Below are 13,797 nucleotides of genomic sequence, written 5' to 3'. Positions count from 1 at the left end.
GTGCGGGTCCGCTTCGTACCCGTTCCGGATACGCCTCTGTCCGCATCGTTCGGGGAGTGTGCCCAGAACCCGGAAACTCTCACCGCGGCACAGCCAGTGCGGCAGCCGCGACGAAGACCGCCCGTCGATCCGGCAGCAGAGCATTCCGCTCTCCGCCGTGACAGTCACACCCGCCGAATAACGCAATAGCCCAGCGTGCCGCCTTCGCGGCGGCGAATCCGGAGTCCAGCTCATGCCATCGTCCTTGTTTCTGCGCCGCGCAGCCGCGCTTTTCGTGCTGCTGGGCTGTGCGCTGCCCTCTGCCGCGGCGACCGCCGGCGCCACCGTGCCGCCGGCCCCGACCGTTACCAGCGTGGTACCGGGCAACGGCAAGGTGACCGTGGGCTACAGCCTGTCCGGCGACGGCGGTTCGGCAATCCAGGGCATCATCATCAACTGCGGCGACGTGACCGTCTTCGGCGGCAACAATCCGCTGCCCGTGAACGGGCTGGCCAACGGCGTCACGGTCACCTGCCGCGTGCGGGCGCGCAACGGCATCGGCGACGGGCCGTGGTCGGCCGACTCGGCGCCAGTCACACCGGCAGGACCGCCAGCTGCGCTGGCCGACGTGGTCGCCACGCGGGGCAATGGCCAAGTCAGCGTCGCCTTCGTACCCGGCGACGACGGCGGCCTGCCGGCAACCTACAACGCGCAATGCGGCACGCAGAGCATCAGCGGCGCCGCTTCGCCGTTGCTGGTGACCGGCCTCGTCAACGGCGTCAGCGTGACCTGCGAGGCCTGGGCCACGAACAGCGTCGGCGCCGGGCCGCATACCGCGGCCGCCGCAGTCACGCCAGCAACCGTGCCCGATGCGCCGGTGATCACCGGCGTCGTACGCGGCAATCAGCAGGTCACGGTGACGTTCACCGCACCGGCGAGCAACGGCGGCGATCCGGTACAGGGCTACCTGCCCACCTGCGGCGACCAGACCGTGTTCGGCGGAAATCTCAGCCTGCCGGTCGGCAATCTGGCCAACGGCGTGGCGGTGACGTGTACGGTGCGCGCGCTCAACGGTGTCGGCAACAGCGCCGCCTCTGCGCCCTCGGAACCGGTTACGCCAGCAACGGTGCCCGGCGCGCCGTCGCTGACCGGCGTGGTATCCGGCGATAGCTCGGCGCAATTGAACTTCACCGCTCCCGCCGACAACGGCGGCGCCAGCGTCAGCAGCTATCGCGCGGACTGCACGCCGGGCACTCACAACAGCAGCGGCGCGGCTTCGCCGCTCACCGTCGCCGGCCTGAGCAATGGAGAAACGTATACCTGTATTGTTGTGGCAACGAACGCGGTCGGCAGCGGACCGGCAGCGGCCGGCCTGAGCGTGGTGCCACGCCTGGTCGCCGACCTCGGCGTGAGCATCGACAACGGCCAGCATTTCATTGCCGGCGGCAGCCAGACCAGCTACCTGATCGATGTCCACAACGGCAGCTCGCGCGCCATCTTCGGCGTACGCGTGAACGATGTGCCGGGCGCGCAGTTCAGCGATGTCAGCTGGATCTGCAGCGCAGACAGTGGCGGCAGCTGTCCCGCCAGCGGTAGCGGCGGCATCGATGCCCTGGTCGACCTTGCGCCGAACGCCGGCGTCAGCTTCCTGCTCAGCGCCACGGTCGCCGCGCTGCCGGAAGTGCCGTCCAGCAACAGCGTGACGATCATCGCGCCGAACAGCGTCGCCGATCCGGTCGCCGCCAACGACAGCGCGACCGATGGACCGGATGGCGTCGGGCTGTTTGCCGACGGCTTCGATTAGCGCGACAGGCGTAGCGGCGAACCTTGCCTGCCGGGTGACGCGGCAGTGCGGTGGCGATTGAATATTCGGCCATTTTTTCTGCGCCATTTGTCGCTGCCGATTCTGCCGCCGCGCGGCCGGCTTGCCAGCGGCGCAGCGCTGGCCTCAGCATCGGCGCATGGGGATATTGCGCTGTATGCCGTTCGCGGCAGGGGTTTGGCGGCTGGTGCTGGCCCTGCTGCCGGCACTGTTCGTTGCTGCGCCGGCACCGGCGGCTATCGATCACCGCTATGCGCTGGCCGGCGATTGTGCTGGCCGACCGGCGACGACGGTGCGCATGGCCAAGGGCTATTGCCTGGGCCTGGTCTGGCAGGGCCAGGGCGCGGACGGTCCGCGCATGCCGCGCGCCTTGCTGGCGCTGGCGGACGGCAGCTGGCTGGTGACAGACCTGGGCGGCTGGAAGGCCGGACTGGGTGCGGTCTGGCGCCTGTCTGTCGCCGCCGACGGCGCGGTCGCCTGGCGCGTGCTGGTGCAGGGCCTGAGCATGCCGCACACGGTAGCGCGCGGACCGGACGGGCGCGTCTACGTGTCGGAGATGAATCGCATACTGAGCATGGACCCGGACGCCGCCGATCCGGCAGCAACGCTGACCACCGTGATCGGCGGCCTGCCGGACAACCAACTGCACGACAACCGCCACCCGCTGTCGAGCTTTGTCGTCGACGGCGACGGCGCGCTGCTGGTGAACGTCGGCGCACCGACCGACCGCTGCCTGGACGAAAACGGCCAGCCACGCACGGATGCCAGCGGTGCCTGCGTGGACGACGCCGCCACGGCGCAGGTGCGCCGCCACGCCTATCTCGGCAACGGCCGCTGGAGCGAAGACAGCACGGTGCTCGCGGCCGGCCTGCGCAATTCGGTGGCCCTGGTGCGCCACCCGTCCGGCACGATCCTGCAGGCAGAGAACTCGGTCGATCTCGACACGCCGGAACATCCCTACGACGAGATCAATGTGCTGCGGCCGGGCGGCCATTACGGCTGGCCGTATTGCGTGGATCTGCAGACACCGCTGCCGGGCTGGGACGCCGCCATCGCGCGTTGCGCCGAACGCGACAGGCCACTGGCCTTGCTGCCGCCGCATGCGGCGCCGCTGGACCTGATCTATTACGACGGCGCGATGTTTCCCGCCCTGCGCGGCCGGCTGCTGACGACCTGGCACGGCTATCGCCGTGCCGGCGGACGCATCGTCGCCGTGGAGACCGATGCCCGCGGACAGCCGCTGACCGACATCGGCGGGCACTACGCCATCTATCCCCGCGGCTCGCTGCCCTATCCGGCCGGAGCACCGAGTGTAAAAGGCAAAGTGTTGACGCCCGGCTGGGACCAGATCGCCGGCAGGCAGCCGCGCGGCGCACCGGTCGCCATGGCCGTGGCGGCCGACGGCTCGATCTGGGTCACGGACGATCGCAACCGCGCCATTCTGCGCATCGCGCGGCCGGATGTAGCGACGCCGTGAGGCAGCGCAAGCCCTGAGCCCCGGTACGTCATGCGATCGCGTGTCTGCGGGATTGCCGGCGCGGCACGCACATCGCGAATCCGGCGTCATGCGGCCAGTAGCGCGGCTCGCCTCGGCAATGCTGTCGCTTGGCCAGCTTCGCCCAAGGCGAGGGGCTGTCGCGGCGGCAGTGGATCGGTAGTATCGCCCCGTCCCGGGGGAGAGTGCCGATGTCCGCAACCGCTGTCGAACTGGTCCACGCACCACGCATTCCACTGACGCTGAAGCTTGCCTTCACAGCCTTCATGGCCGTGCTGGTGCCGTTCTACTGGATCACCTACGGGCCGACCAATTTCCTGTATTTCTGCGACGTGGCCATGTTCTTCACCCTGGCCGCGATCTGGACCGAATCGCCGCTGCTGGCGTCGATGCCAGCGGTAGGGCTGATCGTTCCGCAATTCGTCTGGTGCGTGGATTTCGTCGCGAGCTGGCTGGGCATGCCGTTGCTGGGCATGACGGCCTACATGTTCGACCCGGGCATCGCGTTGTTCGCCCGCGGCCTGTCGTCGTTCCATGCCTGGCTGCCGTTCGTGCTGGTATTCCTGGTCGCACGCCTGGGCTACGACCGCCGAGCCTTCGTCTACTGGACGGTGCTGGCCTGGGCCTTGCTGGCGTTCTGCCGCCTGGCCATGCCGGCGCCGCCGCCAGACCCGGCGCAGCCTAACGTGCCGGTGAACATCAACTACGTCTACGGCTTCGGCGATGCGGCGGCACAAACCTTCATGCCCGGCTGGGCCTGGTTGCTGATGCTGTTCGTGGGCTTGCCGGTGCTGGTGTTCTGGCCTACGCATCGGGTATTGCAGAAGTGGCGTGGTGCACGCAACCCGTAGGGTGCGATGAGCGAACGCGGATCGCAGCGCGAGGTGTCGCAGCCGGGCTGCGTCGCATGGCTGTTCGGCGCCATTCGCTGCGCTCATTGGCGCCCTACGGGAGCATAGCGCTGCGCGCAGGTGACTGGTCGCGTCTATTGCACTTTGCGCGGCATCGCGTTGGCGTTGTCGATGTCGGCGGCGATGCGCCAGGTGCCGTCTTTGTCGCGACGAAGAACAAGTACAAATTTTCCGAAATCCGGCTTGCCGGCCTGCGCGCCGAAGCCGCCAACGATATAGGCCATGTCGCCGGACTGGTCGTAGTGCAGCGCACGCAGGGCCAGCGGCGAACCGGCGTTACGCTGGTAGGCGGCGCGGATCGCTGCAGCACCGGCGGCCGGCGGCTGGCCGTTGGGCAGGGCGTAGCCGCCGTCCACGAACAGGCCGGCCAACCCGGCGGTATCGCCAGCGCTCCAGGCTTTTTCGTAATCGCGCAGCACGCGCGCGAGATCGGCCGGCAGTTCGACTGCAGCGGGCGCTACGGCTGGCTGTGCCAGGGCAAAGGCAGACAGCGTGGCGCTGAACAGGAGAAAAGCCAGGGCTGCAGGTTTCATCGCTATGCACTCCAGTGAAATGAATGGCAAGGACGACAGGGCACTGCCGATCCCGTCACGCCGTCGCGGCACGGCCGGACGCCAAGCCCGCTTCGCACCATTTCCGCAACATCCGCCGACGGTGGCTTCAGGCGCCGATCTGCTCGTCCGTCAGCACGGCCAGAAACGCCTCGCCGTACTTGTCCAATTTGGTACTGCCCACACCGCTGACCGAGGCCATTTCCCGCAACGAGGTCGGATGCTCGCGCAGCATGTCGAGCAAGGTTGCGTCGTGGAAGATCACGTAGGGCGGTACATTCTGTTCCTTGGCCAGGCGCGAGCGTACCGCGCGCAAGGCATCCCACAGTGGCTTTTCGTCGTCGGCGATTTCCAGGCTGTTGCGCCGCGTGCGGCCGCCGGGCTTGCTGCCCTTGCCGGCCTGGCGCGCGGCTTTGCGTTCGGCACGGCGCTCGTCCTTGGCGGCTTCATGGCGCATCCAGATGCGGGTTTCGCCCTTGAGCACGGCGCGGCTGGTTTCGGTCAGGTGCAAGGTGCCATAGCCTTCGTGGTCGGCGGCGAGCAGGCCGGCGGCGACGAGATGGCGGAATACGCCGCTCCATTGCCGTGCGTCCAGATCCTGGCCAATGCCGAATACGCTGAGCTTGTCGTGGTTCCAGCTGCGCATCTTGTCGTTGTCTTCGCCGCGCAGCACGCCGACCAGGTGGCCGACACCGAAACGCTGGCCAGTGCGATACACCGCCGACAAGGCCTTCTGCGCCACTTCGGTTGCATCCCAGGTACGCGGCGGATCTATGCAATTGTCGCAATTTCCACAAGCGGCGGCAGCCTTCTCGCCGAAGTAGCCCAGCAGCAGCTGGCGCCGGCAGCCGGTGGCTTCGGCATAGCCGAGCAAGGCTTCCAGCTTGGCCCGCTCGACGCGCTTCCTGTCCTGGCCCGATTCGGACTGGGCGATCATCTGGCTCATGGTCACCACGTCGCCCAGGCCGTAGCACAGCCAGGCTTCGGCGGGCAGGCCGTCGCGGCCGCCACGGCCGGTTTCCTGGTAGTAGCCTTCCATGCTCTTGGGCAGGTCCAGGTGCGCGACGAAGCGCACGTCGGGCTTGTCGATGCCCATGCCGAAGGCGATGGTGGCGACCATCACGATGCCGTCTTCGCGCAGGAAGCGCTGCTGGTTGCTGGAGCGCGCGGCCTGGTCCATGCCGGCGTGATAGGCCAGTGCCTCGATGCCGTCTTCGACCAGGGCGGCCGCGGTTTCGTCCACTTTCTTGCGCGACAGGCAATAGACGATGCCGGATTCGTCGCGATGGCTTTCCAGGAAGGCGCGCAGCTGGCGCCGCGCATTGTCTTTCTGCACCACGTTGTAGCGGATGTTCGGCCGGTCGAAGCTGGAGATGAACTGGCGCGCGTCTTCCAGCGCCAGGCGCTCGACGATCTCGCCCCGCGTCGGCGCATCGGCCGTGGCGGTGAGCGCGATGCGCGGGATGTTCGGAAAGCGCTGGTGCAGCAGGTTGAGGCCGCGGTATTCGGGACGGAAGTCATGGCCCCATTGCGACACGCAATGTGCTTCGTCGATGGCGAACAGCGACACCGGCACGCGCTCCAGCAATTCCAGCGTGCGTTCGCCGAGCAGGCGTTCGGGCGCCACGTAGAGCAGTTTCAGTTCGCGCCGCAACAGGCGTTGCTCGACCTCGCGCTGGGCCTGGGCCGACAGCGAGGAATTCAAGTAGGCCGCGGCCACGCCAAGCTGGGTCAGGGCATCGACCTGGTCCTGCATCAGCGCGATCAGCGGCGACACCACGATGGCCGTGCCGTCGCGCACCAGGGCTGGAATCTGGTAGCACAGCGACTTGCCGCCACCGGTAGGCATCAGCACCAGGCTGTCACCGCCCTGGATCAGGTGATCGACGATAGCGGCCTGTTCGCCGCGGAATGTGGCATAGCCGAATACGCGGTGCAGAACTTCAAGAGCGTGGGGATTCATCCGCCCATGCTAACGGATCGATCAAGCGGCCGGCGTCGGCACGGCACGCGGGGGCGGCTGGGAATCTTCCGGCCGCGGCGCCAACGAAGCACTGAACAGCACTGCCGGCACGCGGCGATCGTCCGCATCGGTCACCAGCAGCAGACGAATGACATCGCCGTCCTGGATGGCATCGATGCCTTCGACCTTGTACACCGGCTGCAGCAACTGCAAAGCCTGCACCTGCCCCTCCGGCGTGACGATGCCTATCGCCGCGGCGACGCAGGGGCCATCGTGGTAGGTGTCGTCGACGTGTTCGGCGACGGCACTGAAGACGATACGGCCGTCGGGCAGCGCCGCCGCATCGGTGAAACCCAAGGGAATGCCATCGACGCCGCCCAGCTCGACGCTGCATAGGGCAGCAGGCAGTTCGGGCAGGCGCGGCGCATCGCCGGCGCTCAAGGCCAGCAGTACATCGGCCAGGGCAAACCCGATCAGGGCGTTCTGCGGATGACTGCCGCTGGCCCGCTGCAGCAGCACCAGCTGCGAGCCGCAGACCACCGCACCCTCGATGTTCAGCGCGGCAAAGCGCCGCTGCAAAGGTGCGTACAGCGCGGTCAGATCGACCCTGCATGACCCGCCGCTCAGCGCGCCGGAGTCGTCCAGCCCCAGCAAGGCACCGCTCTGCCGGTTGGGCCTGGAGCCGGAGCCCAGTGCCAGCAAGGCGCCCGCCGGATAGCCGGCAAACGACGGCAGCCGCACCAGCACTTCCAGGTCAGGCTTGCACGCCTTGCGCGCCGCGGCCTCGTCGGGCAGGTCGCCAGGGAACAGCCGCACACGGCTGCCACCATTTTTCCCGGCGCGGTCGAATACGCCCAGGTGCAGCTCGTCATCGGCGACCACATAGACAAAGTCGCCAGCGACGACCAGCCCACTGGCGGCGCTAAGGTAGGGCGGCGCGACAGCCGGCGCGGAAAACATCAGTGAGCGCAGCGGTTGAAGCGCGATCATGCGGTGAATCCCCCTGCGGAAAGTCTGTGCGCCGGGCCTTGCGACGGCCCAAGGCAGGCAGAGTGGCCAATAGCCGCGGCGCGAAGGGCCGGGAAATGCGTCGGTTGTATCGCACCCTCGACGGATATGCACTCGCGCTCCTGCAGCCGAACTGGCCGGCCACGGAGGCCCCAGCCGGGCGATTTGCATCGCCGTACGGCCAAGTCGCCACAATTTCAGTACGCTAAAGCATCAAAAAGGGACCGACCATGTCGAACGCTGCTTTCGCCGCATCTGTGCTTTTGTCCCTGCGCTGCAGGCTGACCGCGCTTTGCCTGCTGCTGGCCGCCGGGCCGGTGACGGCCGATACGGTAGTGGCCACCATACCGGTCGGGCAGACCCCCTACGGCATCGCCGTACTGCCGGACGGCTCCCGCGCCTACGTCACCAATTTCGCGTCCAATACAACGTCGGCAATCGACACGGCCAGCAACACGGTGGCCGCGACCATCGCGGTCGGCGGCCAGCCCTATGGCGTCGCCGTGCATCCGGACGGCACTCGCGCCTATGTCACCAACAACAATTCCGACAGCGTGTCGGTGATCGCGACGGCCACGAACACGGTCGCCGCAACCATTGCTGTCGGCGACCAGCCCAGAGCAGCCGCGGTGCGGCCGGATGGCGCCATCGCCTATGTCGCCAACACCGGATCCAACACGGTGTCGGTGATCGACACGGCCACCAACACGGTGACAGCGACGATCACGCTCGGCGGCAGCCCGATCTCGATCGCTTTCCGGCCGGACGGTGCACGCGCCTATGTCGTCAACTATGACGGCAACAGCGTGTCGGTGATCGACACCACCACGAATACCGTGACGGCGACGATTGCCATCGGCAACCTTCCCTTTGCGATCGCCGTCGGCCCTGACGGCAGCCGTGCCTACGCAGCCAATTCCAGTTCCGGCAACGTGTCGGTGATCGACACGGCCACCAACACGGTGACGGCGACGATTCCTGTCGGCACCGCTCCCCGCGGCATCGCCGTGCGGCCGTTCGGCGCCCGCACCTATGTGACCCACTACGGCGCCAACAGCGTGTCGGCGATCAATACAGCCACAAACACGGTGGCAACGACGACGACGGTCGGCGGATTTCCCTACGGCGTGGCTTTACGGCCAGACGGCGCCCGTGCCTATGTCGTCAATTCGGTGTCCGACAACGTTTCCGTGATTGCCATCGGGCCGCAGGTCACGGCCCTTTCGCCGGGCAATGGTCCGGCGGTCGGCGGCACCACCGTGACAATCACCGGCATCAATTTCAGCGGCGCCACGGCGGTGAACTTCGGCGCGAATCCCGCCACCGGCATCACTGTGGTCAGCGACACCCAGATCACTGCCGTAACACCGGCACACGGCCTCGGCATCGTCGATGTCACCGTGGTCACGCCCGACGGCAGCAGCAGCAACACTGCAGCCGACGACTACAACTACGACACCTTGCCGGTGGCGCTGCAGTCCTTCAGCGTGGATTAGAAAAAACGGCCAGCGCCCGCTTGCCGCCACGGCGCTGGCGCAATAACCGGCTTTCCCTCGCCTGGCGCCCAGAATCGTCCTAGACTGCCGCGCAACGACAGGACTGTCTCCAGGGGGGAGCAAGCCATGTTGACGCGCCGTGTTGCGCTTGAAGCGCTGGCATTCGCCATCGCCATTTCCGCGTTTTCCTGCTTTCTCCACGCTGCCGAACCAGCACGCCGCTGGCGTCCGGCGACAGCGGCCGACCTGCCGGCGGGCACGCCGATACAGTCGGCGACGCTGGCCGGCGCAGGCCTTGCGCCGGTCGATTCCGCGGCCCAGCGCGTGCAGATCGATCAGGCGACCGGCGCCATCGTGCCGGCGGCCGATGCCAGCACAGAGGCAGCAGCCAATGCCGACATCGATGCCGGCGCACCGCGTCTGGTGCTGCAGAAATCGCCGTCGGGCGCGCTCTACGTGGACACCAGCGGCTACCGCCATACGGCGACAGTGACGCTGGATGCGCAAGGACAGCCCCGGCTCGACTGCACGGACCCGCCGCAGGATGCCGCCTCGGCGGCGCGTCTGGCCGGCCGTGCCGCGCCAGCGGTGCCGGGCGATCACAGCGCTCATGCCCATGCCCTGGCGCCCGCACCGCCTGATCCGGCCGGTGCTGCGGCAGTGCCCGCATCCGCCACTGCCGCAAAGGCCGAGGCGCGGCAGCAACGCCTCGCCGCTGCCGTCGCGGCGAGCGACGTTACCGCCGCATCGCCGGCAGCCGCCTCGAACGACAGGTCAAGCCCTGCGCATCGGCCGGCTTCGGCAGGCGAACCAGGCGCCGCTTCCACGGCGGCCGGCGCCAGGCCCGAGCCACGTCAACCAGGCGCTGCCTTGCAGCCAGCGCCCGCGAATCCTGCGCCCACGTCCACGCCGGCGGAGCAGTAATCATGACCATCCTGTCGACACTGCCGCGCCTGGCCGCGACGCTGGCGCTGCTCGGCGCTTTCGCCCTGCCCGTCTCCGCCGCCACCGTCACCCTGGTGCCCGGCAACGGTTTTTCCGACACCACGCCGCGCACGCCCGAAGGCGGCAACAACGGCACCACACTGGGCCAGCAGCGCACCAACCTGTTCAACGCGGCGGCCCAGGTCTGGGGCGCCGCGCTCACCAGCACGCAGACGATCAAGGTACAGGCCGCGTTCGAAACCCTGACCTGCTCGGCTGCATCGGGCACGCTGGGCTCGGCCGGCGCAACCGGCAACTACATCCTCACCGACGGGGTCGACGACCGCTACTACGCCGTGGCACTGGCCGAGGCACTGACCGGACAGAACCTCAACGCCACCGCCAGCAACACCAACGAAATCTCCGCCACCTTCAATGCGCGCGTCGATCTGGACGACACCGGCTGCCTGGGCAGCACGCGCTTCTACTACGGCCTTACCGGGCCGGCACCCGCCGGCACCATCGCGCTGTACCCGGTGGTGCTGCACGAACTGGGACACGGCCTGGGCTTCGCCGCGTTTATCTGCCGCACCAGTCCGCAATGCACCAATACCTCGCCGGCCACGCCCTACGGCGCGTATTTCTTCAACGTGCCGGACATCTGGTCCGACACCATCCGCGACAACGACATCGACGGCCTGGGCACCAGCCGGCGCTGGTCGGAACTGACCACCGCCGAGCGCGTGGTCTCCTTTACCCACGATCCGTTCCTGGTCTGGAACGGCATGACCGTCAGCAGCAATATCGCCGGCCAGGCCGCCATCGCCAAGAACGAAGATCGCCTGCGCATGTATGCGCCGAGCACATTTGTCCCCGGCTCCAGTATTTCCCATTTCCACTCTGACGCATCGCCCAGCCTGCTGATGGAACCGTCGCTCAGTGCCGGCGTGTTCACCCAGACCGACCTCACCGACTGCCTGTTCGCCGACATCGGCTGGATCGACAGCCGCTGCGCCACGGTGATCAACGCGACACCTACGCTCAACGCCCTGCCCACACCGGTTAACCTGCTCGAAGACGCCGGCACGCAGGTGGTCAGCCTCAGCGGAATCGGCGACAACGATGCGCTGGTGCAGGAGCTGAGTGTTGCGGCGGTGTCGGGCAACACGGCGCTGATTGCCAACCCGGCCGTCACTTATACGAATCCCGACAGTTCCGGCTCGATCAGCTATACGCCGCAGCCGAACCAGTCTGGCAGCGCCGTCATCACCGTCGGCGTATTCGACGACGGCGGCTGGGCCAACGGCGGCAACGATCTGGTCACGCGCCAGTTCACCGTCAATGTCACCGCGGTGAACGATGCTCCCGTCATCGCCAGCAGCGCGCCGACGACGGCCACCGAAGCCGTGGCCTACAACTACGCGCCTGCCGCGACCGATGTCGACGGCCCCGGCCAGACCTGGTCGCTGGTCGCACCGACGCATACCTGCGGCGGTTCGATCAATGCGTCCGGCGGCGCCTTCACCTTCACCCCGGCCGGCCCGACACCGCCGGCCAGCTGCGTCGTCGCATTGCAGATCTGCGACGGCGGATCGCCCAACCTGTGCGCTGCGCAAACGACCAGCGTCAGCATCAGCGCGGTCAACAGCGCACCAGCGATCACCAGCAGCGCACCGGCGACGGCGACAGAAGACCTGGCCTATACCTACAACGCCACGCGCAGCGATCCGGACGGCCCCGGCCAGACCTGGTCGTTGGTCTCGCCCACGCACACCTGCGGCGGTTCGATCGGCGCGTCCAGTGGTGCGTTCACCTTCACGCCGGCCGGCCCTGTGCCGCCGGCCAGCTGCGTCGTGGCCGTGCAGGTCTGCGACGGCGGCACGCCGAACCTGTGCGCGATGCAGACCACTACCGTCAGCATTGCCGCCGTCAACGATGCACCGGTGATCGACAGCAGCGCAGCGACGACGGCAACCGAAGATGTCGCCTATTCCTACAACGCCACGCGCAGCGATGCCGACGGCCCCGGCCAAAGCTGGTCGCTGGTCGCACCGACGCATACCTGCAGCGGTTCGATCAACGCGTCCAGCGGCGCGTTCGCCTTCACGCCGCCGGGCCCGCTGCCGCCCGCCAGTTGCGTCGTCGCGGTGCAGGTCTGCGACGGAGCCACGCCGAGTCTCTGCGCCACGCAGACGACAACGGTCACCGTCGCCGCGGTCAACGATGCTCCGGTCATCAGCAGCAGCGCGCCGGCACTGGCCATTGAAGACGCGGCGTACAGCTACAACCCCTCGCGCAACGATCCGGACGGCCCCGGCCAGAGCTGGAGCCTGTCCGCCGCGCACACCTGCGGCGGCTCCATCGTGCCGGCCACCGGCGCGTTCTCGTTCACGCCGGCGGGCCCGGTGCCACCAGCGGGTTGTGTCGTTTCGGTCGAGGTTTGCGACGGCGGCACGCCGAACCTGTGCTCCGGGCCGCAGACCACAAGCGTTGGCATCATGGCCATCAACGATCCGCCTGTTGCCACGGCACCGGCCAACGTCGGCGCCGACGAAGACACGCCACGCACGTTCAGCGGCAGCGAGCGACTCGCGCTCGGCGATGCGGACAGCGCCAGCGTGCAGGTCACGCTCACTGTGAACAACGGTAGATTGAGCCTGGCCACGCTCGCCGGCCTGAGCTTCCTCGACGGCGACGGCAGCGACGACGCCAGCATGCGCTTCAACGCCACCCCTGCCGCTGCGGACGCCGCCGTCGCCACACTGAGCTTGCGCCCCAGCGCCGACTACAACGGCAGTGCGACGCTGAACTTCAGCGTCGATGACGGCGCAGCGGCAGCGGTACAGCGCAGCATCGCCATTGCCATCGCAGCGCAAGCCGATATCGTCGACGACACCGTCGGCGTGCTTGAAGACAGTAGCCTGGTTTTCAACGTGATCAGCGGAACCGGAGGTGCATCGCCCGACAACTTTGCCGGTACGCCGATACTGAGCGCGATTGGCAGCCCGTCCCACGGCACGGCGACCTTCGCCCCGGATGGCAGCATCAGCTATACGCCCGCAGCGAATTTCAGCGGCAGCGACAGCTTCGGCTACAGCGTCAACTCCGGCGGCGTCAGCGAAAGCGGCGGCATCACCATCTCCATCGCCGCAGTGAACGATCCGCCGACGCTGGACGCCATTCCCAACCCGGCCCTCATCAGCGTCGACGCCGGTCTGCAGACGGTGAACCTCGGCGGCATCGGACCCGGCGGCGGCGAAACCACGCAGACGCTCATGGTCACCGCGGTTTCCGACAACCCCTCGCTGATCGCAAACCCCGCCGTCAGCTATACCAGCCCCGGTGCCACCGGCACGCTGACATACACACCACAGCCCGGACAGCACGGCACGGCGATCATCACTGTCAGCGTGACCGACAGCGGTGGCACTTCCAGCGGCGGTATCGACACGGTCTCGCGCAGCTTCAGCCAGGTCGTCGGCGTGCTTGACCGCATCTTCGCCAACGGCTTCCAGCAGCCGTAAGCGCGCTGACGGCAGGCAGGACAGACAGGAAGTCCAGGCGCCAGGGAATGGCGCCTCACTCCAGCACAAGCCGGGACAAGCGCAGGTTCTGCAGGCAGCAGCATGGCTTGGCGCTGCCTGAACA

General features: G+C 67.7%; 9 protein-coding genes. 6 read left to right on the top strand and 3 right to left on the bottom strand.

Going from position 1 to position 13,797, the window contains the following annotated elements; translation table 11 throughout:
* Window positions 1-232: 232 nt before the first annotated feature.
* From DFR29_RS06925 to DFR29_RS06915, 3 genes are all read left to right on the top strand, one after another.
* Window positions 233-1,783 (top strand): fibronectin type III domain-containing protein, encoded by a 1,551-nt coding sequence (locus tag DFR29_RS06925; RefSeq protein WP_133817854.1) that lies wholly within the window; start codon window positions 233-235, stop codon window positions 1,781-1,783.
* 175 nt (window positions 1,784-1,958) lie between these two features.
* Window positions 1,959-3,278, top strand: coding sequence for a PQQ-dependent sugar dehydrogenase (locus DFR29_RS06920; protein WP_133817853.1), 1,320 nt, complete (start codon window positions 1,959-1,961; stop codon window positions 3,276-3,278).
* Window positions 3,279-3,487: 209 nt separating this feature from the next.
* Complete coding sequence (locus tag DFR29_RS06915; protein WP_133817852.1) at window positions 3,488-4,147, top strand: hypothetical protein; 660 nt, start codon at window positions 3,488-3,490, stop codon at window positions 4,145-4,147.
* A 134-nt stretch (window positions 4,148-4,281) separates the two neighbouring features.
* Here DFR29_RS06915 and DFR29_RS06910 read toward each other — a convergent pair whose 3' ends face one another.
* The 3 genes from DFR29_RS06910 to DFR29_RS06900 form a co-directional block, all read right to left on the bottom strand.
* Window positions 4,282-4,740 (bottom strand): YybH family protein, encoded by a 459-nt coding sequence (locus DFR29_RS06910; RefSeq protein ID WP_133817851.1) that lies wholly within the window; start codon window positions 4,738-4,740, stop codon window positions 4,282-4,284.
* 127 nt (window positions 4,741-4,867) lie between these two features.
* On the bottom strand, window positions 4,868-6,721 hold the full coding sequence (gene recQ / locus DFR29_RS06905) for a DNA helicase RecQ (RefSeq protein WP_133817850.1): 1,854 nt from the start codon (window positions 6,719-6,721) through the stop codon (window positions 4,868-4,870).
* A gap of 21 nt (window positions 6,722-6,742) precedes the next feature.
* Window positions 6,743-7,711: a DUF6929 family protein gene (locus DFR29_RS06900; RefSeq protein ID WP_133817849.1), complete on the bottom strand. Its 969-nt coding sequence runs from the start codon at window positions 7,709-7,711 to the stop codon at window positions 6,743-6,745.
* Window positions 7,712-7,959: 248 nt separating this feature from the next.
* Between DFR29_RS06900 and DFR29_RS06895 the strand changes: the two genes are divergently transcribed.
* From DFR29_RS06895 to DFR29_RS06885, 3 genes are all read left to right on the top strand, one after another.
* Entirely contained in the window at window positions 7,960-9,225 is a 1,266-nt protein-coding gene (locus DFR29_RS06895) for a YVTN family beta-propeller repeat protein (RefSeq protein WP_133817848.1), read from the top strand.
* Window positions 9,226-9,351: 126 nt separating this feature from the next.
* Entirely contained in the window at window positions 9,352-10,149 is a 798-nt protein-coding gene (locus DFR29_RS06890; RefSeq protein ID WP_133817847.1) for a hypothetical protein, read from the top strand.
* A 2-nt stretch (window positions 10,150-10,151) separates the two neighbouring features.
* Entirely contained in the window at window positions 10,152-13,673 is a 3,522-nt protein-coding gene (locus DFR29_RS06885; RefSeq protein WP_133817846.1) for a tandem-95 repeat protein, read from the top strand.
* Window positions 13,674-13,797 lie beyond the last annotated feature (124 nt).

It is taken from the genome of Tahibacter aquaticus (assembly GCF_004363655.1).
Classification (GTDB): domain Bacteria; phylum Pseudomonadota; class Gammaproteobacteria; order Xanthomonadales; family Rhodanobacteraceae; genus Tahibacter; species Tahibacter aquaticus.
The sequence above is the reverse complement of the archived record's forward strand: the minus strand, read 5'-3'. Positions and strand labels throughout refer to the sequence as shown.

Coding starts and splice junctions, on each gene's coding strand:
- DFR29_RS06890 (WP_133817847.1), top strand. CDS start 9,352: ATGTTGACGCGCCGTGTTGCGCTTGAAGCGCTGGCATTCGCCATCGCC.
- DFR29_RS06925 (WP_133817854.1), top strand. CDS start 233: ATGCCATCGTCCTTGTTTCTGCGCCGCGCAGCCGCGCTTTTCGTGCTG.
- DFR29_RS06895 (WP_133817848.1), top strand. CDS start 7,960: ATGTCGAACGCTGCTTTCGCCGCATCTGTGCTTTTGTCCCTGCGCTGC.
- DFR29_RS06910 (WP_133817851.1), bottom strand. CDS start 4,740: ATGAAACCTGCAGCCCTGGCTTTTCTCCTGTTCAGCGCCACGCTGTCT.
- DFR29_RS06900 (WP_133817849.1), bottom strand. CDS start 7,711: ATGATCGCGCTTCAACCGCTGCGCTCACTGATGTTTTCCGCGCCGGCT.
- DFR29_RS06915 (WP_133817852.1), top strand. CDS start 3,488: ATGTCCGCAACCGCTGTCGAACTGGTCCACGCACCACGCATTCCACTG.
- recQ (WP_133817850.1), bottom strand. CDS start 6,721: ATGAATCCCCACGCTCTTGAAGTTCTGCACCGCGTATTCGGCTATGCC.
- DFR29_RS06885 (WP_133817846.1), top strand. CDS start 10,152: ATGACCATCCTGTCGACACTGCCGCGCCTGGCCGCGACGCTGGCGCTG.
- DFR29_RS06920 (WP_133817853.1), top strand. CDS start 1,959: ATGCCGTTCGCGGCAGGGGTTTGGCGGCTGGTGCTGGCCCTGCTGCCG.